Annotated in this window: 14 protein-coding genes; 9 read left to right on the top strand and 5 right to left on the bottom strand. The window is 52.1% G+C overall.

Annotated features, from left to right (window positions below):
• The first annotated feature begins 19 nt into the window (after window positions 1–19).
• The 3 genes from metE (at window position 20) to H0248_RS16800 (ending at window position 6783) form a co-directional block, all read left to right on the top strand.
• Window positions 20–2287, top strand: a complete 2268-nt coding sequence (gene metE, locus H0248_RS16790; protein ID WP_180786778.1) for a 5-methyltetrahydropteroyltriglutamate--homocysteine S-methyltransferase — start codon at window positions 20–22, stop codon at window positions 2285–2287.
• 530 nt (window positions 2288–2817) lie between these two features.
• Complete coding sequence (locus H0248_RS16795; protein ID WP_180786779.1) at window positions 2818–4446, top strand: methyl-accepting chemotaxis protein; 1629 nt, start codon at window positions 2818–2820, stop codon at window positions 4444–4446.
• 675 nt (window positions 4447–5121) lie between these two features.
• Window positions 5122–6783 carry a methyl-accepting chemotaxis protein gene (locus H0248_RS16800; protein ID WP_180786780.1) on the top strand — a complete coding sequence of 554 codons (1662 nt, stop codon included), beginning with the start codon at window positions 5122–5124 and terminating at the stop codon, window positions 6781–6783.
• 102 nt (window positions 6784–6885) lie between these two features.
• Here H0248_RS16800 and H0248_RS16805 read toward each other — a convergent pair whose 3' ends face one another.
• Complete coding sequence (locus H0248_RS16805) at window positions 6886–7713, bottom strand: dienelactone hydrolase family protein (protein ID WP_180786781.1); 828 nt, start codon at window positions 7711–7713, stop codon at window positions 6886–6888.
• Window positions 7714–8035: 322 nt separating this feature from the next.
• Between H0248_RS16805 and udp the strand changes: the two genes are divergently transcribed.
• The 5 genes from udp to H0248_RS16830 all read left to right on the top strand — a co-directional run bounded on the left by udp (window position 8036) and on the right by H0248_RS16830 (window position 14417).
• On the top strand, window positions 8036–8806 hold the full coding sequence (udp, locus tag H0248_RS16810) for a uridine phosphorylase (protein ID WP_180786782.1): 771 nt from the start codon (window positions 8036–8038) through the stop codon (window positions 8804–8806).
• Between the two features lie 236 nt (window positions 8807–9042).
• A complete protein-coding gene (locus H0248_RS16815) occupies window positions 9043–9831 on the top strand; it encodes a tyrosine-protein phosphatase (RefSeq protein WP_180786783.1) in 789 nt (262 codons plus the stop codon).
• A gap of 145 nt (window positions 9832–9976) precedes the next feature.
• Window positions 9977–11674 (top strand): Hsp70 family protein, encoded by a 1698-nt coding sequence (locus H0248_RS16820; protein WP_180786784.1) that lies wholly within the window; start codon window positions 9977–9979, stop codon window positions 11672–11674.
• Complete coding sequence (locus tag H0248_RS16825) at window positions 11671–13722, top strand: tetratricopeptide repeat protein (RefSeq protein WP_180786785.1); 2052 nt, start codon at window positions 11671–11673, stop codon at window positions 13720–13722. The genes H0248_RS16820 and H0248_RS16825 overlap by 4 nt, the downstream gene beginning before the upstream one ends.
• Window positions 13719–14417, top strand: a complete 699-nt coding sequence (locus tag H0248_RS16830) for a DUF1266 domain-containing protein (RefSeq protein ID WP_180786786.1) — start codon at window positions 13719–13721, stop codon at window positions 14415–14417. Before H0248_RS16825 ends, H0248_RS16830 begins: the two co-directional genes overlap by 4 nt.
• A 74-nt stretch (window positions 14418–14491) precedes the next feature.
• Here the strand turns inward: H0248_RS16830 and ppc are convergent, their stop codons facing one another.
• Both ppc and H0248_RS16840 read right to left on the bottom strand, forming a co-directional pair.
• Window positions 14492–17131 (bottom strand): phosphoenolpyruvate carboxylase, encoded by a 2640-nt coding sequence (ppc, locus tag H0248_RS16835; protein ID WP_180786787.1) that lies wholly within the window; start codon window positions 17129–17131, stop codon window positions 14492–14494.
• Between the two features lie 242 nt (window positions 17132–17373).
• Window positions 17374–18747, bottom strand: a complete 1374-nt coding sequence (locus H0248_RS16840; protein WP_014913771.1) for a PTS transporter subunit EIIC — start codon at window positions 18745–18747, stop codon at window positions 17374–17376.
• Window positions 18748–19194: 447 nt separating this feature from the next.
• On the opposite strand from H0248_RS16840, the gene H0248_RS16845 reads away from it, so the two are divergent.
• On the top strand, window positions 19195–20394 hold the full coding sequence (locus H0248_RS16845; RefSeq protein ID WP_180786788.1) for a starvation-sensing protein RspA: 1200 nt from the start codon (window positions 19195–19197) through the stop codon (window positions 20392–20394).
• A 3-nt stretch (window positions 20395–20397) separates the two neighbouring features.
• Here the strand turns inward: H0248_RS16845 and H0248_RS16850 are convergent, their stop codons facing one another.
• A complete protein-coding gene (locus tag H0248_RS16850) occupies window positions 20398–21111 on the bottom strand; it encodes a GntR family transcriptional regulator (protein ID WP_180786789.1) in 714 nt (237 codons plus the stop codon).
• Window positions 21112–21165: 54 nt separating this feature from the next.
• Complete coding sequence (gene argE, locus H0248_RS16855; RefSeq protein WP_131526237.1) at window positions 21166–22317, bottom strand: acetylornithine deacetylase; 1152 nt, start codon at window positions 22315–22317, stop codon at window positions 21166–21168.
• Window positions 22318–22380: the final 63 nt, after the last annotated feature.

Here is a 22380-nt window from a genome sequence, read left to right on the forward strand (position 1 = left end):
GCTAAATGAGGAATTAACGATGGCGATTGTGAATCACACACTGGGTTTTCCGCGCGTTGGATTACGCCGTGAACTGAAAAAAGCGCAGGAAAGCTACTGGGCAGGTAACGCAACACAGGAGGAGTTGCTGACCGTTGGCCGCGAGCTACGTGCGCGCCATTGGCAACAACAGAAGGATGCTGGCGTTGATCTGCTGCCAGTGGGTGATTTCGCTTGGTACGACCATGTGCTGACCACGAGTCTGCTGCTGGGTAACGTACCTGCACGCCATCAGAATAAAGACGGTTCGGTCGATCTGGATACGCTGTTCCGTATTGGCCGCGGACGTGCGCCAACCGGTCAACCTGCTGCTGCGGCAGAAATGACCAAGTGGTTTAATACGAACTATCACTACATGGTGCCGGAATTCACCAAAGGGCAGCAGTTCAAGCTGGCCTGGACACAGCTGCTGGATGAAGTTGATGAAGCACTGGCGCTGGGCCATAACGTGAAGCCTGTTCTGCTAGGCCCGGTGACCTACCTATGGCTGGGTAAAGTGAAAGGCGAGCAGTTTGATCGTCTGTCGCTGCTGAAGGACATTCTGCCCGTTTACCAGCAGGTGCTGGCTGAGCTGGCGAAGCGCGGCATTGAGTGGGTGCAGATCGATGAGCCTGCACTGGTGCTGGAACTGCCGCAAGCGTGGCTGGCCGCATTTAAACCGGCTTACGATGCATTGCAGGGTCAGGTGAAATTGCTGCTGACGACCTATTTCGATAGCGTTAGCCAGAATCTGGAAACGATCAAAACGCTGCCGGTTCAGGGGCTGCATGTCGATCTGGTTCACGGTAAGGATGATGCCGCTACGCTGAGCGCCCAACTGCCTGCTAACTGGGTCCTGTCTCTGGGGGTGATTAACGGCCGTAACGTATGGCGTGCTGACCTGAGTAACTGGTTCGAGCGTCTGCAACCGCTGGTGGGGACGCGTGATCTATGGCTGGGCAGTTCATGTTCACTGCTGCATAGCCCTATCGATCTGAGTGTGGAAGTGCGTCTGGATGATGAAGTGAAGAGCTGGTTTGCCTTTGCCATCCAGAAATGTGCGGAGCTGTCACTGCTGTCTCAGGCACTGAACAGTGGCAACGGGCAGGCACTGGACGCCTACAGCGCGCCGATTCGTGCTCGCCGTACCTCGACGCGTGTGAATAACGCGGCCGTTGCCCAGCGTCTGGCGGCGATTACTGCGCAGGACAGCCAGCGTCAGAACGTGTATTCGGTTCGTGCGGATGCCCAGCGTGAGCGCTTTAATCTGCCAGCATGGCCGACGACGACGATTGGTTCTTTCCCGCAAACCACCGAAATTCGCGGCCTGCGTTTGGATTTCAAACAGGGTCGTCTGGATGGTAATCACTACCGCACCAGCATTTCCGAGCACATCAAGCAGGCTGTGGCTGAGCAAGAGCGTCTGGGGCTGGACGTACTGGTGCACGGTGAAGCCGAGCGTAACGACATGGTGGAGTACTTCGGCGAGCATCTGGATGGGTTTGTCTTTACCCAGAACGGCTGGGTGCAGAGCTATGGTTCTCGCTGTGTGAAACCGCCAGTCATTATTGGTGATGTGAGTCGCCCAGAAGCGATTACCGTCGAGTGGGCGAAATACGCACAGTCTCTGACCGACAAGCCGATGAAAGGCATGCTGACGGGGCCGGTGACGATCCTGTGCTGGTCTTTCCCACGTGAAGACGTCACGCGTGAAACCATTGCTAAGCAGATTGCACTGGCGCTGCGTGATGAAGTGGCCGATTTGGAAGCTGCAGGCATTGGTATCATCCAGATTGACGAACCGGCGCTGCGTGAAGGTCTGCCGCTGCACCGCTCTGACTGGGATGCTTATCTAGCCTGGGCAGTGGATGCTTTCCGTCTGAACGCCGCGGTGGCGAAAGATGATACGCAAATCCATACCCACATGTGTTATTGCGAGTTCAACGACATCATGGATTCTATCGCCGCGCTGGATGCCGACGTGATTACGATTGAAACCTCGCGTTCCGATATGGAACTGCTGGAGTCGTTTGAAGAGTTCGAGTACCCGAATGAAATCGGCCCGGGCGTTTATGATATCCACTCCCCGAACGTCCCAAGCGTGGAATGGATGGAAGCCCTGTTGAAGAAAGCGGCGCAGCGTATCCCCGCTGAACGCCTGTGGGTGAATCCGGACTGCGGTCTGAAAACCCGTGGCTGGCCGGAAACGCGTCAGGCTTTGGCGAATATGGTTCAGGCAGCACAGCGTCTGCGTGAAACCCAGTCATAGTTAATGGCTAATGCAATCAGGGAGGTGATGGCCTCCCTGATCTTTTATAGCTAACGAGTAGATAAAATACGCACTATTTTTCGTCGTATCTCGATTGTTTATTATTTTCTCCTGCAAATTTTCTCCCTTCCTGAAAATTAACTATATTGTCTTTCCCTTAATAAAATCGCCGCGCTATCCCCCTTTTTTTTCTGCATCGACTGGTAGGTTATTTGTCGAAAAGGATTATTTATCCGCTATCAATATATTTATTCATCGGCGGAGTGAGTCGACGTCGTCATAAAGCTAGGGAATCTTGTGCCGATAAGGTAGACGGCATGGAGGTGGCTCTGGGTTTACCAATAGAGCGAGGTCGTTTGTATTTTTTAACGTTCTACTTATGTTGAAAGTGCACCTGCAATTACTCATTTATGGGTATTTATATATACCCATAAAGCCTATTTTTTTCCGAAAAAACGATAATTCCCCACTCTGCGGTGTTATTAGACGAGCAGCAGTCATTATTATGTATTACCTAAAAGGAGTGAGACATGAGTTTAGCGAATTGGCGAATTGGCTATCGATTAGGAGGCGGATTTGCCATCTTGATTCTGATGTTATTTACCGTGAGTATTTTTTCTTTGTCTAAACTGTCCTCTTTTCAGGATGGTGCCAGAGATATCGTCAAAGAGGTTTATCCGCAAACGGTAGATGCGAATGACCTCATCGATAACGTGAATGGGCATTTTGTCGCTTATTTGCAAATGATGCTGGTATCCGGCCAGGAGCAGCGTCAGGAGTATGTCGATCGAATTATGGCGTATCGCAAGGAAATTAGCCGCCTACTCGACAATCTGGAAAGCAATGTCTCAGGAGATCATGCCCGTAAACAGGTAGGCGTTGTCCGCGGGCTTCGTGCCGAGTTCATCAAGTCTGGCGATAAAATTATTAGTGATGCGCTGGCGGGTAATAACGACGTTGCTGTAAAGGAATTCAATAGCAACCTGAACGTCATTCAGCGTAATTACCGTGACTCGGTGAAGCAGTTGGTGAATTACCAAAATGACGCGATGGATAACTCTGTCGAGACCATGGCTGAGGTATACAGCAACACCCGTATGATTTTGCTGCTTATTTTGGCGCTGGGTGCCGTATTTGGGGCGCTGATTGCCTGGGCGATCACGCGCAGTGTAACCCGTCCAATAGAGCAGGCTTTGCAAGTAGCAGATAGGGTGGCGCAGGGCGATTTGACTTCACGCATCACGGTGACCAGCAAGGATGAAACCGGCTTACTGCTGCAAGCGTTGGATCGTATGAACACCAGCCTGAGCACGATTGTCGGCCAGGTGCGTGATGGCGCGGAAACGATCTCAACGGCGGCGTCACAAATCACGGCCGGTAATCAGGATCTGTCATCGCGTACTGAAGAGCAGGCCAGCTCGCTAGAAGAAACGGCTGCCTCAATGGAGCAATTGGCATCCACCATTAAAAACACGGCAGAAAATACCCATCAGGCAACGGAGATTGCCAATAAGGCAACCGGTGCAGCGAAACAAAGCGGTGATGTCATGCTTTCCGTGACGCAAAAAATGCGCGGCATTCGTGATTCATCCCAGCGTATGGCGGAAATTATCGGCGTGATCGATGGCATTGCGTTCCAGACCAATATTCTGGCGCTGAACGCCGCCGTTGAAGCCGCGCGTGCGGGCGAACAAGGGCGTGGTTTTGCGGTGGTAGCGGGAGAAGTGCGCTCTTTGGCACAGCGCAGTGCGACCGCCGCGCGTGAAATCAAAGATTTGATCGACGACTCTGTGAGCAACATTCAGGAGGGCATGGAACTGGTTGATACCGCTGAAGAAACGATGGGGGGATTAACGGCCCACGTGAAGGACGTACACGACATCATCAGCGAGATTTCGCAGGCCAGTCGTGAACAGAGTGATGGGATTAACCAGATGAATTTGGCGATTGGACAGATTGATACCACGACCCAGCAGAATGCGGCCCTGGTTGAAGAATCAGCCTCTGCGGCGCTGTCTCTGCAAGCACAGGCCTCCGTTCTGGCGGAAGCGGTGAGTGCATTTAAAATACAGTCATACGGCAGTAGCAACACCGAGTCTTATGCGCCGATGTCGATGAGCACACCCACGCTGTCTTTGGCGCTGGCAAGCAAAGAGTAAATGACTGCCATCATTTGACGGCGTTGTAAGGTAGCGCCTATTCCCACAGGGAGGCGACAGCCTCCCTGATTCTTTGCATGCGCTACGTAGCGTAAATACGTTTTTTACCCTGCCTATTCAGTTTGTTATCCTTTACTAAGAAATATTTCCATCTCTTTATTTTTAATATCAACGATATCTGACTATCCTTTTATGTAATTGAAGCGTTATTTATGTTAATTATTAGTTGATTAACTTGTTGTTTTTCCGATCGAAACTTAATTTTTGATAGTTAAAATCTATTTATTATATGTTTTTGAATGATTTAAACGATCAATTTGTAAAGTTAAGAAACATGTTGCCGATAAAATGAATTACACAGGAACGGTTATGGATGCATGAATACGGAGAGGGAAGGTCTTGATAACGTCTCTGCAGTCTTATCAATCGTATTTGTACCACTGTTAGATTTATTGCCACTTTTGCACCTCAACACCTGAGGAAAATTATTTGATTTTGATCGCGCCTCTCATGCTGAGAGCGTGCGTAAAAATGCCTGCCTCAAGGTATCTCTGGTATGTCAGAAGGAAACCGCTTTTTCCTTTGGATAGCCAACCATTCTCCGCCCTGTGGTTCCATCAATCTGCGACATGTGCGCAATTGACATTGCTATGCATTATCTAAAAGGAGTGAGACATGAATTTAGCGAATTGGCGTATCGGCTATCGACTGGGGGCTGGGTTTGCTGTCCTGATTTTGATGTTGTTTGTCGTGAGTATCTTTTCCCTGTCCAAGCTATCTGGGTTTCAGGATAGTGCCAGAGATATTGTGAAAGAGGTGTATCCACAAACGGTGGATGCCAATAGCTTGATCGATAATGTTACGAGTATCCTGGTAGCGTATCAGCGGATGATGCTGGTGTCGGGTGAGGACAAAATCAAGGAAAACGTCGATCGCGTGAACGGATTCCGCCAGGAGATTGGCCGCTTGCTGGATAAGCTGGAAAGCCAGGCGGTTGAAGAGCGTTCACGCTCTCAGATGCAGACTATCCGCGCGATCCGCGCCGAATTTTTGAAATCCGGTGACAAAATTATCAGCGAAGTGGTCGCTGGCGATCGGGAAGCGGCGATTGAAGAGTTCAACAACAACCTGAATGTTGTCCAACGTCAGTACCGTGATGCGGTAAGACAATTGGTTAACTATCAGGATGATGCGATGGATACCTCGGTTGAAACCATGGCCGAGGTGTACAGCGAGACCCGCATTATTCTACTGCTCATTTTAGCGCTGGGTGCTGTATTTGGTGCGCTGATTGCCTGGTCAATTACGCGTAGCGTTACCCGACCGATACAGCAGGCTTTGCAAGTCGCAGACAGAGTGGCACAGGGCGACCTGACCTCACGTATTACTGTTACCAGCAAAGATGAAACCGGATTGCTGCTGCAATCGTTGGATCACATGAACACCAGCCTGAGCACGATTGTTGGGCAGGTGCGCGACGGGGCGGAAACGATCTCGACGGCGGCCTCGCAAATTGCCGCAGGTAATCAGGATTTGTCATCACGTACCGAAGAGCAGGCCAGCTCGCTGGAAGAAACGGCGGCGTCGATGGAGCAACTGACGTCTACCATTAAGAACACAGCGGAAAACACCCAGCAGGCAACGGACATTGCGAACAAAGCCTCTGGTGCAGCGAAGCAAAGCGGCGACGTTATGGTTTCTGTGACGCAGAAAATGCGCGGCATTCGCGATTCATCCCAGCGTATGGCGGAAATCATTGGCGTGATTGACGGCATTGCATTCCAGACCAATATTCTGGCACTGAATGCCGCGGTTGAAGCGGCGCGTGCGGGCGAGCAGGGGCGTGGTTTTGCCGTGGTGGCAGGAGAGGTGCGTTCTCTGGCACAGCGCAGTGCGACCGCCGCACGCGAGATCAAGGATTTGATCGACGACTCTGTAAGCAAAATTCAGGAGGGCATGTCGCTGGTGGATACCGCTGAAGAAACGATGAGCGGATTAACAGGCTATGTACAGGATGTGAATGAGATCATCAGCGAAATCTCGCAGGCCAGCCATGAACAGAGTGACGGGATTAACCAGATTAATTTGGCTGTGGGACAGATTGATACCACGACCCAGCAGAATGCGGCTCTGGTTGAAGAGTCGGCCTCTGCGGCACTGTCTCTGCAATCACAGGCCTCTGTGCTCGCGGAAGCGGTAAGTGCGTTTAAGTTGCAGTCATATGGCAGCGGCAAAACCGCGTCTTATGCATCGGCACCAACGCGCACGCCAACGCTGTCTTTAGCGCCAGCGACGGCGAAAAGTAAGGGCAATGACGGCGACTGGACGACGTTCTAAGGCTGTCTGTCTCTGTAAAATCATCAACAGGTAAAACACCAACGCCACCGTTATTCGGTGGCGTTTTAGATCGTGGAATAAGAGGCAAAACGTGTGAAGGTGTTACGCCACGCCGTTTTTCTGGAACCACGCCAGCATACGCTGCCAGCCGTCTTGTGCGGACTCTTCATGATAGCTGGGGCGGTAATCGGCATGGAAAGCATGCCCGGCATCGGGGTAGACGATGATATCTGCCTCGGCGTTGGCGGCACGCAGCGCCTTCCGCATGATATCCACTTGTTCTAGCGGAATACTCCCGTCTTTCGCGCCGTATAACCCCAGTACAGGCGCTTCCAATGCCGTTGCGATATCGACCGGATGTTTGGGGTTATTCAGCGTTTTCTCACCGGTAAATTTGCCGTACCAGGCAACGGCTGCTTTGAGCTGCGGATTATGCGCGGCGTAGAGCCAGGTGATGCGTCCGCCCCAACAGAAACCCGTTATCGCCAGCTTACTGGCATCGCCGCCCTGTTTAATCGCCCAGTTGGCCGTGTGATCGAGATCGGACAGCACCTGCGTGTCGCGCACTTTATACACCAGTTCGGTCAGGATGTGCTGAATGTTGTTATAGTGGCTGGGGTCGCCCTGACGAAAATACAGCTCTGGCGCAATGGCCATATAGCCTTGTTTGGCCAGCCTGCGGCAAACGTCTTGAATGTATTGATGAACGCCGAAAATCTCCTGCACCACCAGAATGATAGGGAGCGGCTTGTCATGGGTCGCCGGTCTGGCGATATACGCAGGCAACTGCTCACCCTGAGAAGAAATCGTGGTTTCACTGGCAATGATACCGACAGAATCCGTCGTAATGATGGAGGAGGTCTGCGGTTCTACCGCCGGGGATAGCCCCTGAGGAAGATGTTTGAAGGTCGTCTGTTCATCAGTCTTCATTACGCGCTCTCCTGTTATCGGCCGGTTTTCATGTGAAAGAGGGATCTCAGAATATCCATCATAAATCCTATCAATGATTAAAGAATCTACACTAGAAGACAATTAATCGGCAAAAATGAATTCCCCACCCGATAAATAGTGATTTAAGTCACATTTTTTATGTATGTTGATGTTTGTTTCTTTTTCATCGGTGACTTTAATCACTTAAAAAAACGTCATGATGCGCTAGAGTCTTCTTATTGAACGGATGCCTACAGACTGCGCTTATGGGGTGTCCAGCACGATTTCTCTGAATACCCAACTGATTGCCCGGGAGGCAGTTATGTCTACATCTGATGTGTTCCATCTTGGTCTGGTCAAGAACGATTTACAGGGCGCGACGCTGGCTATCGTCCCCGGCGATCCTGAGCGTGTTGAAAAAATTGCTCGCCTGATGGATAACCCGGTACATCTGGCATCACACCGTGAATTTACGTCCTGGCGTGCGGAGCTGGACGGCAAGGCAGTGATTGTTTGCTCGACCGGTATCGGTGGCCCGTCAACGTCAATCGCGGTCGAAGAATTGGCACAGCTCGGCATCCGTACTTTCCTGCGCGTCGGTACGACGGGGGCGATTCAGTCCGGTATTAATGTCGGCGATGTGCTAGTAACCACGGCAGCCGTTCGCCTTGATGGGGCGAGCCTGCACTTCGCGCCGATGGAATTTCCGGCCGTTGCTGATTTCGGCTGTACCACCGCGCTGGTGGAAGCGGCGAAGGCATCGGGGGCGGCGTTGCATGTGGGCATCACCGCATCTTCCGATACGTTCTACCCAGGTCAGGAACGCTATGACACCTTCTCTGGACGCGTTGTCCGTCGCTTCCGCGGTTCGATGGAAGAATGGCAGAGCATGGGCGTGCTGAACTATGAAATGGAATCCGCCACGCTGCTGACGATGTGCGCCAGCCAAGGGTTAAAAGCGGGTATGATCGCGGGCGTGATCGTGAACCGTACCCAGCAGGAAATCCCAGATGCGGCGACCATGAAGCTGGCCGAAACCACCGTCATCACGGTGTTGCTGGACGCGACTCGTCGTTTGTTAGCCGCTGAATAAGCACAAAAATTGATGTTATTTTGGGCTGGTCATCGTCGATGCCAGCCCGTATCCTGATATACCCGTCATTCTTCAAGCTGCATGTGCGTTGGCTGCGTTCGCTCACCCGAATCACTTACTTGAGTAAGCTCATCGGGATTCCTTCTCTTGCCGCCTTCCTGCAACTTGAATTATTTAGGGTATAGACTAAATAATTCAAGTTGCCTTGCTCGCCTTTCAACCTCGCAAGGAGATGTATGACCGAACCAACGTTGCTTCATCCCTCTTTATTACCGCTGGACGGTGGAATCAACTTCCGCGATTTAGGCGGTAACCGCGCTGCTGATGGGCGGCTTATCCGACACGGTAAACTTTTTCGCTCCGGCTCGCTGGATCTGCTGAGTCAGGCTGATTGTGAACATCTTGCTGGCGTGCCGATTGCTCACGTGGTGGATTATCGGGATGCCGATGAAATTGTGCAGAAGCCCGATGTCTTGTGGACGGGGGCTAATTATCACGCTTACCCAGCCAACCCATTGCGCCATGAAGTGACGGCTAATCTGGATTCATTGGGATCCGATGTGCTGGCAGCCTTTGATTCCCGCGCATTCATGTTGGAGCTTTACCGCCGTCTGCCTTTCAATAACTCGGCCTATAAACAGTTGGTATCGCTGCTATTACGGCCGGATGAGGGCGGGCTGGTACAGCACTGCGCTGTCGGTAAAGATCGCACCGGTATCGGTTCGGCACTGGTGATGTTTGCGCTGGGGGCAGATGAGCAGACGGTGATGGAAGATTACCTGCTCACCGAGACGACGCTGACGCCCTTTCGCCAGCAGCTACTGACACACCTGTCGGCAACGCTGAATGAGAAAGCGCTGGGACAGTTCGCTTATGTGCTGTCGGTACAGGAAGAGTTCATCGTGACGGCGTTGCAGGCTATCTACGAACGACACGGTTCCATCGATAGCTGGCTTGAAGTGGAATACGGTCTGGATAATCGTGCGCGGAACTATTTGCAGGATAAATATCTGATTGCAGGATAATTACCTGTTTTAATTGACAATAATGCGTTTTTCGAATCCGTTATTATGGTCATAATTAGCTCTCTTATCGGTTAATTTTACTCCGTCTAACCAACGCCCGATGAATTTCATCAGGCGTTTTGTGTTTATTAAATCAGGGAGGAATATGTCTCATATCATAGGGATTGATTTAGGCACGACAAACAGTCTGGTTTCATTCTGGGATGGTGAGAAAGCCGTACTGATTCCCAATGCACACGGTGATTACCTCACTCCTTCAGTTATCGGCCTTGATGATAACGGCGATCTGTTGGTAGGGCGTGTTGCCAAAGAACGCTTGATTACTCACCCACTTAAAACCGCAGCGTTGTTCAAACGCTACATGGGGACGAAAAAGGCCTACTCGCTCGGCGATGTACAGACCTACCAGCCTGAAGAACTATCTTCTTTTCTGCTACGCGTGCTGAAAGCCGATGCTGAGGCATTTCTTGGTGCGCCCGTGACAGAAGCGGTCATCAGCGTGCCTGCTTACTTTAATGACAAACAACGCAAAGCAACGCAGATTGCAGGGCAGCTAGCTGGCCTCAAGGTTGAACGTTTGGTGAATGAGCCGACGGCCGCTGCGTTAAGTTACGGGTTGCACATCAATGCACCAGAAAACCGTTTTTTAGTATTCGATCTGGGCGGTGGCACCTTCGATGTGTCGGTCCTGACGCTATTTGACGGCATTATGGAAGTGAACGCCACAGCAGGGCACAACACACTAGGGGGCGAAGATTTTGTCGATACGTTGGTAAAAGCGTTTCTGAATACGCATGCGCTGACGTCGCTCGACTTGTCAGAAATGAGTCGCCTGCGCCAGCATATCGAAGGAATGAAACGGGAATTGACGCTGCAACATGAGGCGTCGATAGCGCCAGAGTTCGGTGGCGTAGCGTATCCATGGCGCCTCACCCGCGATGATTTTGAATCACTTTGCACTCCTTTAATTGATGCGTTACGCCAGCCTATCGAACGGGCATTGAATGACGCGGCTATTACCCCGCGTGATTTGAATTGCGTCATTCTGGTCGGGGGTGCTAGCCGTATGCCCGTGGTGAGAAGCCTGGCTGCCAAACTATTTGGTCAGTACCCGATCGCGACGCTAAATCCTGATGAAATCGTGGCGTTGGGTGCTGCCGTGCAGGCTGGGCTCAAGGCGCGTAGCCAAGGGCTAGCGGAGGTCGTGCTGACTGACGTCTGCCCGTTTACCCTAGGGCTAGAAACGGCACGCCGCTTGCCGAATGGACATCTGGAGAGCGGTTATTATACGCCGATCATTGATCGTAATACGGTTGTCCCCGTGAGCCGGGAAAAGGTGTTCAGCACCTGTCATGAAGGGCAAACCAACATGCTGCTGCAAATCTATCAGGGGGAAAGTCGCCTGACGCGTAATAACGTCAAATTGGGTGAGCTGGAAATTGATTTTCCGCCCACACCGGAAGATGAACCCATTGTGCGTGTGCGTTATACCTACGATATCAACGGCATTTTGGAAGTGCAGGCGACAGACCTCCATGAGGGTAACAGTAAATCAACGGTTATCCGCAATGATAGCTGTGATTTGTCGGACGCTGAGATACAGGCGCGCTTACAGCAGTTGGCAGAGATAAAAATACACCCGCGTGAGCGTATGGAGAGTCGATTGTTACTGGCACGCGGTGAGCGTTTATATGAGCAATTAATGGGAGACGCTCGAGAACGTATTGCGCATGAATTGCAAGTTTTTGAAGATGCATTGGAAACGCAGGATACATTACATATTCGTCGGGTAACAAAAGAAATACAGAGCGTATTTGATGAGATGGAGCCTCATTCGTTATGAAAACGTCATGTTGGGTATTTTTGGGGATCGAGAAAACTATCGACCAAATGGCAATTCGGCGTGCATATGCGCGTTTGTTGCGAAGACATAATCCAGAGGATGATCCCGAGGCATTTAAAGCGCTCCGCGCTGCGTACGAAGAAGCGCTCTTGCAGGCCCGCTATCTGGTGGCTAAAGGGGATGCCGAGCAGCAGGAAAACCCTGCGTCAGAGGCAGAAGCAGAGGCTGAGAAGATGAGCAATCCTGCGGCTAACACGGCGAATGGTGACATTGCTGTAATGCAGGATACGGCGCAGCAAATTGAAGCGATAAAGCAGCGCGTGGCGGCAATCTATGCGGATTTTCAGTGTCGTATCGACGATGAGGTGTGGCGTGACGTGCTATCAACATCGGTACTCGATCGTCTTGAAATCAAACAGCCTGTTTCACTGTGGCTGTTTGGTTTTTTAGGCCACTGTGCTTTCTTGCCAGATGCGGTGAAGCAATGCTTATTGGAGACGTTTGACTGGGAACACAACTTGCTGTTGCTCAGGCGACACTATTCGTCACAGCAGGTGGAGGATGTGCTGGAATGGCTGAATGACGAAAATGTCTGGCATATCCCAGTGCGGAGGTTGCGCTTTCCTTCTGGTATAACTGGCGAAGACGTAGACCGCTATTTTTACGACCGGGAACAACTGGTTCGCATTGTTTACCAACATGATAATGCCGCATTTGATCGGCAACTAGCGCAGATGCTCTCGCGAGAGATCTGCGATCCAGAGCTGCTCTGTTGGGCTATCGCCCACTACCATCGCCTTGGTGATTTTTCCCCCGCTCGTGAATGCTGTCGTCAGTTAATTGCAATGGTGCCGGAGCAAATAGACGGTTACCTGCGATTAGCGCAGATCGAGCTGCATGACCGACAGTATCTACGTGCTGCCGATGCGTTTAATCAGGTGCTGGAGATGCAAAGCGACCATGCCGTGGCGTTGAAGGGATTGGCTGGCTGTTTTCTGGCTCAAGGGCTGTCGTTTGAGGCTCGAGAGTTGTATCGCTATGTCTGCACCTTGTTGCCGTATGACATAGAAGCGCAGATTCAAGTAATCAAAATTAATGCGCAGACGATTGCGGATGACTTCACGACGATTAAGCCGAAGCGTTACAGCATGGAATACTGTGAAGAAGTCGCAGAATGCTACCTGCAAAATGGTGCTTATACACTGAGTATTGATTTTATCCACCATCTGATGGCTCGAGCAGAATACAACGCTACGTCACCCTGGCGCTTTATTAGGGGGAGTATTTTTGAGGTCATCTACCGCTCACTTTTCGTCAAGCATGGTGATTTCAGCCAGCGTCATCTTTCCTCGACACTTTATATGACGCTTGGTGATGCCTATTATCGGTTGAAGCAATATGAGGACGCGCGGCAGGCCTATACATGGGCGATGGAAGAGGCGCAGCGGCAAGGAGAAAATGGCTACGATGCGCGGATTCGCTTAGCACGAACCCTGTACGAAATGGAGACGTATAAGGACATGATCCCGCTATTGGAAAATGTATTGAGCTATCATCAGGACAATTCTGAAGTCTGGTTTATGCTCTCGGAGGCCTTCCGTTTTACTGATGAGCCTGATGAGGCATTGGAGTGTGTGAATAAAGCTATCGCGCTGGATGCATCACATTGGGTGTATTTTTCCGCCCGTTCGATAATGTTGCTTTATACCTTTCATCGTTACCATGAAGCGTTACCGGATCTGGATTTTGCGGTGAGGTGCAAACCGTCCGATGATGGACTCTGGCATCGTCGCGGCATATGTCTAAGTCGCTTAGGGAGACACCGTGAAGCGATAGACTGTTTTGACGAAGCGATCGAGTGGGGCACTCGGCGGTCGATTACCGCACTGGAGTTGTTGAAATCTGCCTGTGAATTAGGCTTGTATGATAAGGCTCAGCGTGGCGCGAAGTTATACCAGGAATACGGCGGCGATATGGATGAGATCGGCGAATGGTTAATGAAGCTGGAGCGGATAGCGCCGGGGCGGCAGGGAGTAGATAACGCATGACCGTGGAAAATCAGGAAAATACGCAGCCTTTATCCAAAACTCAGCTATGGGGGCTGGCGCTGTCAGCCATTCTGACGGAAATGAATCGCGATCGCCATGATGTGCTGGATGGCGGGGGTGATAAACAGGAAGCGCTGAGGGCGATCCGCCATATTCTGAAACGGGATTGGGGCATTGAAACTCGCGAAGCGCTGCTGCGCCAGATCCATCGCCTGCTCAATGGTCACGGACACGGGCCTGGTTACCGCCGTCTACAGCATAGGCTGTCTGCGATGTCTGAAGCGGAGATGGATGCGTATATCCAGCGCCATCAACATGATGAAGAACATCACAGTGAATTACTGATCGTGAGGCTCAATCGGTTTGCGTTGGATCGTACCGGGATTGATGCCTGGGACGAAGGGCGTAGCGTCAACCTGTGCCGCTGGGGGATGGCGGTGGGTATGGTGGGCGAAGAGGAAGGTTGGGATATGATCATGTCTATGGCGCGGGATGCGCAACAGAAATATGACAGTTGGTATCATTTTGCCATTAGCTACGTGGTTGGGCGGCAATATTGGCGCTCGCTGGCGACGGAAGATTTTGTTAACGATCAGATGGATATTCTGCGTCGTTTAACCGGTAATCCTGAAAGTCCATGGAACACGCTGGACTGGCATTTACCGTTAGATGGCGTCACGACGGTTATCTTTTAACCCATGTAAAGGAAGCCTCTCTGTTGAGAGGCTTCGTGAGTGAGTTAGTTTGGCGTATTAACGTGTTGTCGCAATTAACCCGTATTACGCATACCTGCCGCGACACCGGCGATCGTCACCATCAGCGCTAGCTCCAGATCGGCATCTGGTTTTTCCTGCTGACGTGAACGATGCAGCAACTCGGCCTGCAATACGTTCAGAGGATCGGTATAGACGTTACGTAATGCGATCGACTCGGCGATCCACGGCAGATCCGCCATCAGGTGATCGTCGTTGGAGATCGCCAGCACGACATTGATATCGGCGGCCAGCTGATCGCGCAGCTGTTTCCCTAACGGCCACAGCTTCTCTTCTACCAGACGCTGATCGTAATACTCCGCCAGCCACAGGTCGGCTTTGGCGAACACCATCTCCAGCATACCGATACGCGTCGAGAAGAACGGCCAGTCGCGACACATGGCTTCCAGCTGTTCCTGCTTGCCGTCATCCACCACTTTCTGCAACGCGGCACCTGCACCCAGCCACGCTGGCAGCATCAGACGGTTCTGCGTCCAGGCGAAAATCCACGGGATAGCACGCAGGCTTTCCACACCGCCGTTCGGACGACGCTTGGCCGGACGTGAACCCAGCGGCAGTTTACCCAGCTCCAGCTCCGGCGTAGCAGCGCGGAAGTAAGGAACGAAATCTGGGTTCTCACGCACGTAGCCACGATACATATCGCAGGACACGCGGGACAACTCATCCATCACCTCGTGCCATTCCTGTTTTGGTTCCGGCGGCGGCAGCAGGTTTGCTTCCAGAATCGCACCGGTATACAGCGCCAGACTGCTGATGGTGACTTCCGGCAGGCCGTATTTAAAGCGGATCATCTCGCCTTGTTCCGTCACGCGCAGGCCACCTTTCAGGCTACCCGGCGGTTGTGACAACAGCGCAGCATGAGCCGGTGCGCCACCGCGACCGATGGAACCGCCGCGTCCGTGGAACAGCGTCAGTGCGATACCCGCTTTCTCACAGGTTTTGATCAGCGCGTCCTGTGCACGATATTGCGCCCAGGATGCGGCCATCACGCCCGCGTCTTTCGCAGAGTCGGAATAGCCGATCATGACCATCTGCTTGCCCTGAATAAAGCCGCGATACCAGTCGATACTCAGCAACTGCGTCATGACATCATCGGCGTTGTTCAGGTCGTCCAGCGTTTCAAACAGCGGTGCGACCGGCAAGGCAAATGGGCAGCCCGCTTCTTTGAGCAGCAGTTGAACGGCCAGCACGTCGGAAGGCGTGCGCGCCATTGAAATAACGTAAGCAGCAATAGAACCCTGTGGCGCTTTGGCGATAACCCGACAGGTATCCAGCACTTCTTTGGTATCCGCACTCGGCTCCCAGTAGCGCGGCAGGAGCGGGCGCTTGGAACTCAGTTCACGGATCAGGAAGGCTTGCTTATCGGACTCTGACCAGCTTTCGTAGTCACCCAGACCCAGATAGCGGGTAATTTCGGCCAGCGCTTCGGTGTGGCGGGTGCTTTCCTGACGGACATCGATACGTACCAAAGGCACGCCGAAGCAGCGCACGCGACGCAGCGTATCCAGCAGGCGACCATCGGCGATGATGCCCATGCCGCAGGTTTTCAGCGATTGGTAGCAGGCGTGGAGCGGTTCCCAAAGCTGTTCGTTGGTAACCAGCAGATCTTTAGGAGGCAGACGCTCTTCACCCGTCAGACGGGCTTCCAGATAGCTCAGCGTACTGCTCAACTGCGAACGCAGCGACTTCATGATGGCGCGGTACGGTTCCTGTACCTCGCTGCCGCCGGCCAGCTCCAGCAACTCCGGCGTACATTCGGACATCGACAGCTCGGAAACCAGCACCTGAATATCACGCAGGAACAGATCGGCCGCTTTCCAACGGCTGAGTAACAGCACATGGCGAGTGACTTCCGCCGTGACGTTCGGGTTACCGTCACGGTCGCCGCCCATCCAGGACGTAAAGCGCACCGGAACCGCATCAACGGGCAGACGGTAGCCAAAAGCCTGTTCCAGCTGTTCATCCAGCTCGCGTAAAAACGCAGGCACACCTTCCCACAGGCTGTTTTCCACCACGGCAAAGCCCCACTTGGCTTCATCTACCGGGGTAGGACGAATTTTACGGATTTCATCGGTATGCCAGGACTGTGCGATCAGCTGGCGCAGGCGGCGCATGATCTGATTACGTTCATAATCAGCCAGATCGTTATGGTCGAGTTGCTTGAGGCAGGTATTCACTTCCACCAGTTTGTGGATCAGCGTCCGGCGGGTAATTTCGGTCGGGTGCGCTGTCAGCACCAGCTCGATCGACAAGGACTCTACCGCGTCACGGATATCGCGTTCGGTCAGATTTTTACTTTCTTTCAGGCGCTCAAAGGCGTTGGAAAGCTGTGCCGGGTTACTCGCGGCTTCACCGTGCGGTGAAATCGTATGGTACTGCTCAGCGGTATTGGTCAGGTTAAGGAACTGGCTGAATGCACGAGCAACCGGCAACAGTTCATCGTTAGACAGGTTTTGCAGCGTGGTCAGCAGCTCCTGACGATGTTTTTCATTACCTGCGCGGGAAGACTTTGACAGCTTGCGGATTGTTTCGACTTTATCAAGGATGTTTTCACCCAGCGCTTCCTTGATGGTATCGCCGAGAAGCTTGCCGAGCATACTGACGTTACTGCGCATTGCGGAATATTGTTCGTTCATAGTTACCCTGACCATCCCTACCATTTTTGTAAGTTTATTTCACTTGACATATTTTGACGCACTGCCTCCATCTAGCCACGATAAGGCGGATTCGTCAATTGACGATTCTTTCTTCTCCTTATTCTTTGTACTTGCATTGAGGCGGGCTTGGCAATTTGTGAAATTTAATTACAGGGGCGCGGATATTAGAAGGACTTATTAGCAGGGGAACGTCGCGGGGCGCAACGGCCCCGCGAGTGCGGTTATGCCTGTTTGGACGCTCTGACGACCAGAATATAAGTCAGCGTGAAAGAAAGCACGATGGCGATGGCCATGCCGGATACCGCGTAGCTAAAGTACGGGCCGATATAGGCTGGCAGGCTGAAAATACTCGACAAGATGTAGCCATACAGCCGGACACCGAAGTACGCGATAAAGGCCGAGGCGATGGAGCTGGCAATAGTGGCGGAGATAAACGCTTTTTTATACTTGGTCAGTACGCCGAACAGCGCCGGTTCGGTAATACCGAGCAGCGCGGAAACCCCAGCAGACAGCACGACGGATTTATCCTGACGGGTTTTGGCATGGAAGTAGATGGCAAACGTGGAACCCGCAATCGCCATATTAGCCATACACATCATTGGCATCAGCATATCAAAGCCCTGATTGCTGAAATTTTGCAGCGCAATCGGTGTCATCGCGTGATGCATGCCAGTCAGAATCGCGACAGGTCGAATCGCACCAACCACGAAACCAGCAAAGATAGACGACACATCGAACAGGCTCTGAATAAACAGTGCCAGCAGTTTACCGAGGTAGATCCCGAATGGCCCGATAACGGTGAGCGACACCAGTGCGGCGATAAACAGCGTCAGCGTTGGGGTAAACACGGTTTTCAGCACCGAAGGCATGATGCGGTCGACCCAACGATGGATATAGCTCAGTGCCAGCACGGAGAAAATCACTGGGATGACGCTGGCGGCATAGTTGAACACCGGAATGGGTAGCACACCGATGAAGTAAAAGGCGCTGACCGCATTAGGGCTATTGCTGGCTAGTGCCTTCGCCGCTTCTATCAACGATGGGTACATCAGGCAGGCTGCAACAGCCGCTGCCAGATATTCGCTTGTTTTAAAGATCCTGGCTGCGGAGATGGCGAGGAAGAAAGGTAAGAAATAGAACACACCGCTGGCGATCAGATCGAGGACGATCACGGTATCGGTTTTGGCAGAGACCACTTTCAAGGCGATCAGCCCTGCCAGCAGCCCTTTGATCATCCCGGCACCTGCGATGGCAGGGACGATCGGACCAAATACGCCGGAAACCGTATCCATGAACAGCGAAATCAGCCCCTTCTTCTGCTTCTGCACGTCTGGCTGCGATGTCGTTGTAGGCGAAAGCTGGGCGTTCAGCAGTTCGTAATACTCATTGACCTGTGGCCCGATAATAATCTGAAACTGTTCACTCTGGTGTTGCGCACCTAATATACCAGGCAGATTTTTGATCGCCTCGGTTTGCACTTTATTTTCATCAATTAAATCAAACCGAAGCCGCGTCATACAGTGCCAGGCTTTATTTATATTATCGTTTCCGCCAACCAGTTTAATGATTGACTGAATAACCTCATTTTTTCCCATGGAATAAACTCCCCGCATATATCCGTCATAATTCAAATTGCATGTGCGTTGGCTTCGTTCAGTCACCCGAATCACTTACTTGAGTAAGCTCATCGGGATTCCCTCGCTTGCCGCCTTCCTGAAATTCGAATTATTTAGGGTATAGCCTTATGTTATTTTTGGCCGAATTATTTCCACCGATAGTAAAAACTTAAAGAAGAAAAAACAAACCAATAAAACATGAAGTTCGTCACATGGTTATTCTATAAGGGGATATTTGTTGCCATTATTCGATAATTGGTCTGGTTTTTTAATCAATTAGATGGGTTTTTCAAACCAAAATAAATCTTTTAAATAAGAGGTTTACAATAAAAGAAAAAATAAGTAGAAAACAAAAAAAGAAACTAATTTTAGACTGTGTTTTTGCCGGGTAGCGCTATTCCGGTAAATGCTCTGGAGGATATTTTTGTGTTGCCGACAATCATTACTGACATTGAATGTCTTGTTACCCGCCCTGACCGCCATAATTTAGTGACGGTGGTGGTTCACACGGATAAAGGCGTGACAGGTTATGGCTGTGCGACCTTCCAGCAGCGCCCGCTGGCCGTCAAAGCGATGGTGGACGAGTACCTCAAACCGCTGCTGCTAGGACGAGATGCTAACCACATTGAAGATCTGTGGCACATGCTGATGGTCAACGCCTATTGGCGTAACGGGCCGGTTATCAACAATGCGGTGGCGGGTGTCGATATGGCGCTGTGGGACATCAAGGGCAAGCTGGCGGATATGCCGCTCTATCACCTGTTTGGTGGGAAATCCCGCGATGCGATTGCCGCTTACAGCCATGCAGCCAGCGATACGCTGGACGGGCTTTATCAGGAAGTGGATCGGCTGTATTCGCAGGGCTATCGTCATATCCGCTGTCAGCTAGGATTCTATGGTGGTAATCCCGATGCGCTGCACAGCACGCGGCAACCGACGGAGGGAGCCTATTACGATCAGGATCAGTACATGACCAACACGCTCGCCATGTTCCGTGCGCTGCGTGAGAAATACGGCGATCGTTTCCACATCCTGCATGATGTTCATGAGCGTTTGTTCCCGAATCAGGCCGTGCAGTTCGCCAAAGCGGTAGAAGCCTATCGCCCCTATTTTATCGAAGACATTTTGCCGCCTGCGCAAAATGAGTGGCTGGCGCAGATCCGCAGCCAGAGCGCAGTGCCGCTGGCGACCGGTGAGCTGTTTAATAACCCCGCCGAGTGGCAGAATCTGGTGATTAACCGTCAGGTTGATTTCATCCGCTGCCATGTCTCACAGATTGGTGGGATTACGCCGGCACTGAAGCTGGGCGCGTTCTGTCAGAACTTTGGTGTTCGTCTGGCGTGGCACTGCCCGCCAGATATGACGCCTATCGGTGCGGCGGTCAACATTCATCTGAATATCCATTTGCACAACGCCGCTATTCAGGAATTTGTCGCTTACCCAGAAAATACCCGCAAGGTCTTCCCGCAGGCGGTGGAGCCGGAAAACGGCTACCTGTATCCGATTGAACGCCCCGGTATCGGCGTTGGGATCGATCTGGACGCGGCACGGCAGTTCCCCGTCGTCTATCGTCCGCATGAGTGGACGCAGAGCCGCCTGTCAGATGGCACGATACATACGCCTTGAGTCTTACGGCGACTGGCGGAAATTCAGGTTATCGCGGTTAAAGGGGATGACGTAGGTGCAGGCGTAGTTGATGTCGATGATATCGCTCGCTTCGTACACGCGACCGCCCTGTAAAATACCGCGATTAAGAATATGCATCGCCGCCGTGCCTTTCTTGCAGCCCAGCAGCTCAGCCTGTGCTTTGGTGACGTTAACCGCCTGATAATGCGTCAGGTAGTGTGAAATCGCATAGCCCTTGCTGAGCACATACTGCTGAATCGAGCTTTCAATAATCTTCTGGCTCATGTCTGGGAAATCCGCGGCGGGCATCTTTGATATCTCAATCTGCACTTTGCGGTTATCGACATAACGTAACCGGCTAAATTCCCAGATGAACGTATTTTCGCTGATAGCAAAAACCTGCTGCTCTTCACGATTCGGCAATCGCTTATGCAGGCTAAGCAGACGGAATGAAATCTGATTAAATTTCTTTTCGGTAATCGAGTTATATACCAGCGGATTGCTGCGTACGCCCTGATTAATGAAGTTACCCGAGCCTTGTACCATATGGATCGCGCCGATGCTGGCGAGCTTTTCCAGCGCCTGACGGAGGGTAAAACGCGACACGCCGTATTCTTCCGCCAGTTGGCGTTCCGGCGGCAGCTTTTCCGGCAGCGGATCGGTGTGCCGATAGATTTTGCTCAGTAAATCCTGCGCGATGAAGTCTTTCTTTTTCATGAGCTGTCTCAAAGTAGCCCTGCCAGCGTAGCTGACAAGGCCGCTTGCATCGGATCAGTGGTGACAGAAGTGATGAATCACCTGCGAGATCAGATCACGCGTTGGTTTGATAAACTTGGTATCAATATATTCATCCGGCTGGTGCGCCTGCTCGATCGATCCCGGTCCCAGAACCAGCGTCGGGCACAGTGTCTGAATAAACGGGGCTTCGGTGCAGTAGTTCACGATTTCCGTTTTCGTCCCCAGCAGCTTCTCTACGACTGACACCAGACGGTGATCGGGTGGGCACTCATAGCCAGGAATCGGAGGGTGCAGCTCGCTGATGGTCAACCGGCCCGGCCAGCGCTGGCTGACGGGCTCAAGCGCTTCTGACAGCAGTCCGTCCAGATCGTTAAGCGTAATGCCCGGCAGCGGACGGATATCCATATGCAATTCACAGCAGCCGCAGATGCGGTTAGCGGCATCGCCGCCGTGAATGTGGCCGAGGTTCATGGTCGGGTGAGGAATGTGGAAAATCGGGTTGTGATAGCGTTCCTGTAGCGTGTTACGCAGTACCAGCAGGTGAGAAATGGCTTCGTGCATTAGTTCAATCGCGTTCACGCCGCGCGAAGGATCGCTGGAATGGCCGGACTGCCCCTGAATGCGGATCGCGTTGGACATATGGCCCTTGTGGGCGCGCACCGGTTGCAGCGACGTCGGTTCGCCGATGATGGCGCAGTCCGGGCGAATCTGCGTGGATTCAGAGAAATACTTGGCACCGGCCATGGTCGTCTCTTCATCTGCCGTTGCCAGCACATAGAGCGGTTTTGTCAGCTTGGTCGGATCGATATCGCGTAACGCATCCAGAATAAAGGCAAAGAAACCTTTCATATCCGCTGTACCCAAGCCGTACAGCTTGTTGTCATGTTCGGTCAGCGTGAACGGGTCGCGCGTCCAGCGACCATCATCGAATGGGACGGTGTCGGTGTGGCCTGCCAACAATAAGCCACCTTTTCCTTCACCAATCCGCGCCAGCATATTAAATTTATTGAGGGTGCCGGGAACCGGTTGGACTTCCACATGGAAGCCGAGATCGCCGAACCAGCCTGCCAGCAGGTTGATTAAGGTATGATTACTTTGATCGAGCGCGCTGTCGGTGGCACTGATGGACGGTGTGGCGATCAATGCCCGATATAGCTCAATAAAAGGGGGTAAATTCATCTTCACTGTTGACAGCCTCTGGTTAGGATAGTATCAATATTCATGCATTTATTTTGAATAAAAATACAA

This window comes from Pectobacterium brasiliense, from assembly GCF_013449685.1.
GTDB classification, from domain to species: domain Bacteria; phylum Pseudomonadota; class Gammaproteobacteria; order Enterobacterales; family Enterobacteriaceae; genus Pectobacterium; species Pectobacterium brasiliense_A.

Coding starts and splice junctions, on each gene's coding strand:
- metE (WP_180786778.1), top strand. CDS start 20: ATGGCGATTGTGAATCACACACTGGGTTTTCCGCGCGTTGGATTACGC.
- H0248_RS16795 (WP_180786779.1), top strand. CDS start 2,818: ATGAGTTTAGCGAATTGGCGAATTGGCTATCGATTAGGAGGCGGATTT.
- H0248_RS16800 (WP_180786780.1), top strand. CDS start 5,122: ATGAATTTAGCGAATTGGCGTATCGGCTATCGACTGGGGGCTGGGTTT.
- H0248_RS16805 (WP_180786781.1), bottom strand. CDS start 7,713: ATGAAGACTGATGAACAGACGACCTTCAAACATCTTCCTCAGGGGCTA.
- udp (WP_180786782.1), top strand. CDS start 8,036: ATGTCTACATCTGATGTGTTCCATCTTGGTCTGGTCAAGAACGATTTA.
- H0248_RS16815 (WP_180786783.1), top strand. CDS start 9,043: ATGACCGAACCAACGTTGCTTCATCCCTCTTTATTACCGCTGGACGGT.
- H0248_RS16820 (WP_180786784.1), top strand. CDS start 9,977: ATGTCTCATATCATAGGGATTGATTTAGGCACGACAAACAGTCTGGTT.
- H0248_RS16825 (WP_180786785.1), top strand. CDS start 11,671: ATGAAAACGTCATGTTGGGTATTTTTGGGGATCGAGAAAACTATCGAC.
- H0248_RS16830 (WP_180786786.1), top strand. CDS start 13,719: ATGACCGTGGAAAATCAGGAAAATACGCAGCCTTTATCCAAAACTCAG.
- ppc (WP_180786787.1), bottom strand. CDS start 17,131: ATGAACGAACAATATTCCGCAATGCGCAGTAACGTCAGTATGCTCGGC.
- H0248_RS16840 (WP_014913771.1), bottom strand. CDS start 18,747: ATGGGAAAAAATGAGGTTATTCAGTCAATCATTAAACTGGTTGGCGGA.
- H0248_RS16850 (WP_180786789.1), bottom strand. CDS start 21,111: ATGAAAAAGAAAGACTTCATCGCGCAGGATTTACTGAGCAAAATCTAT.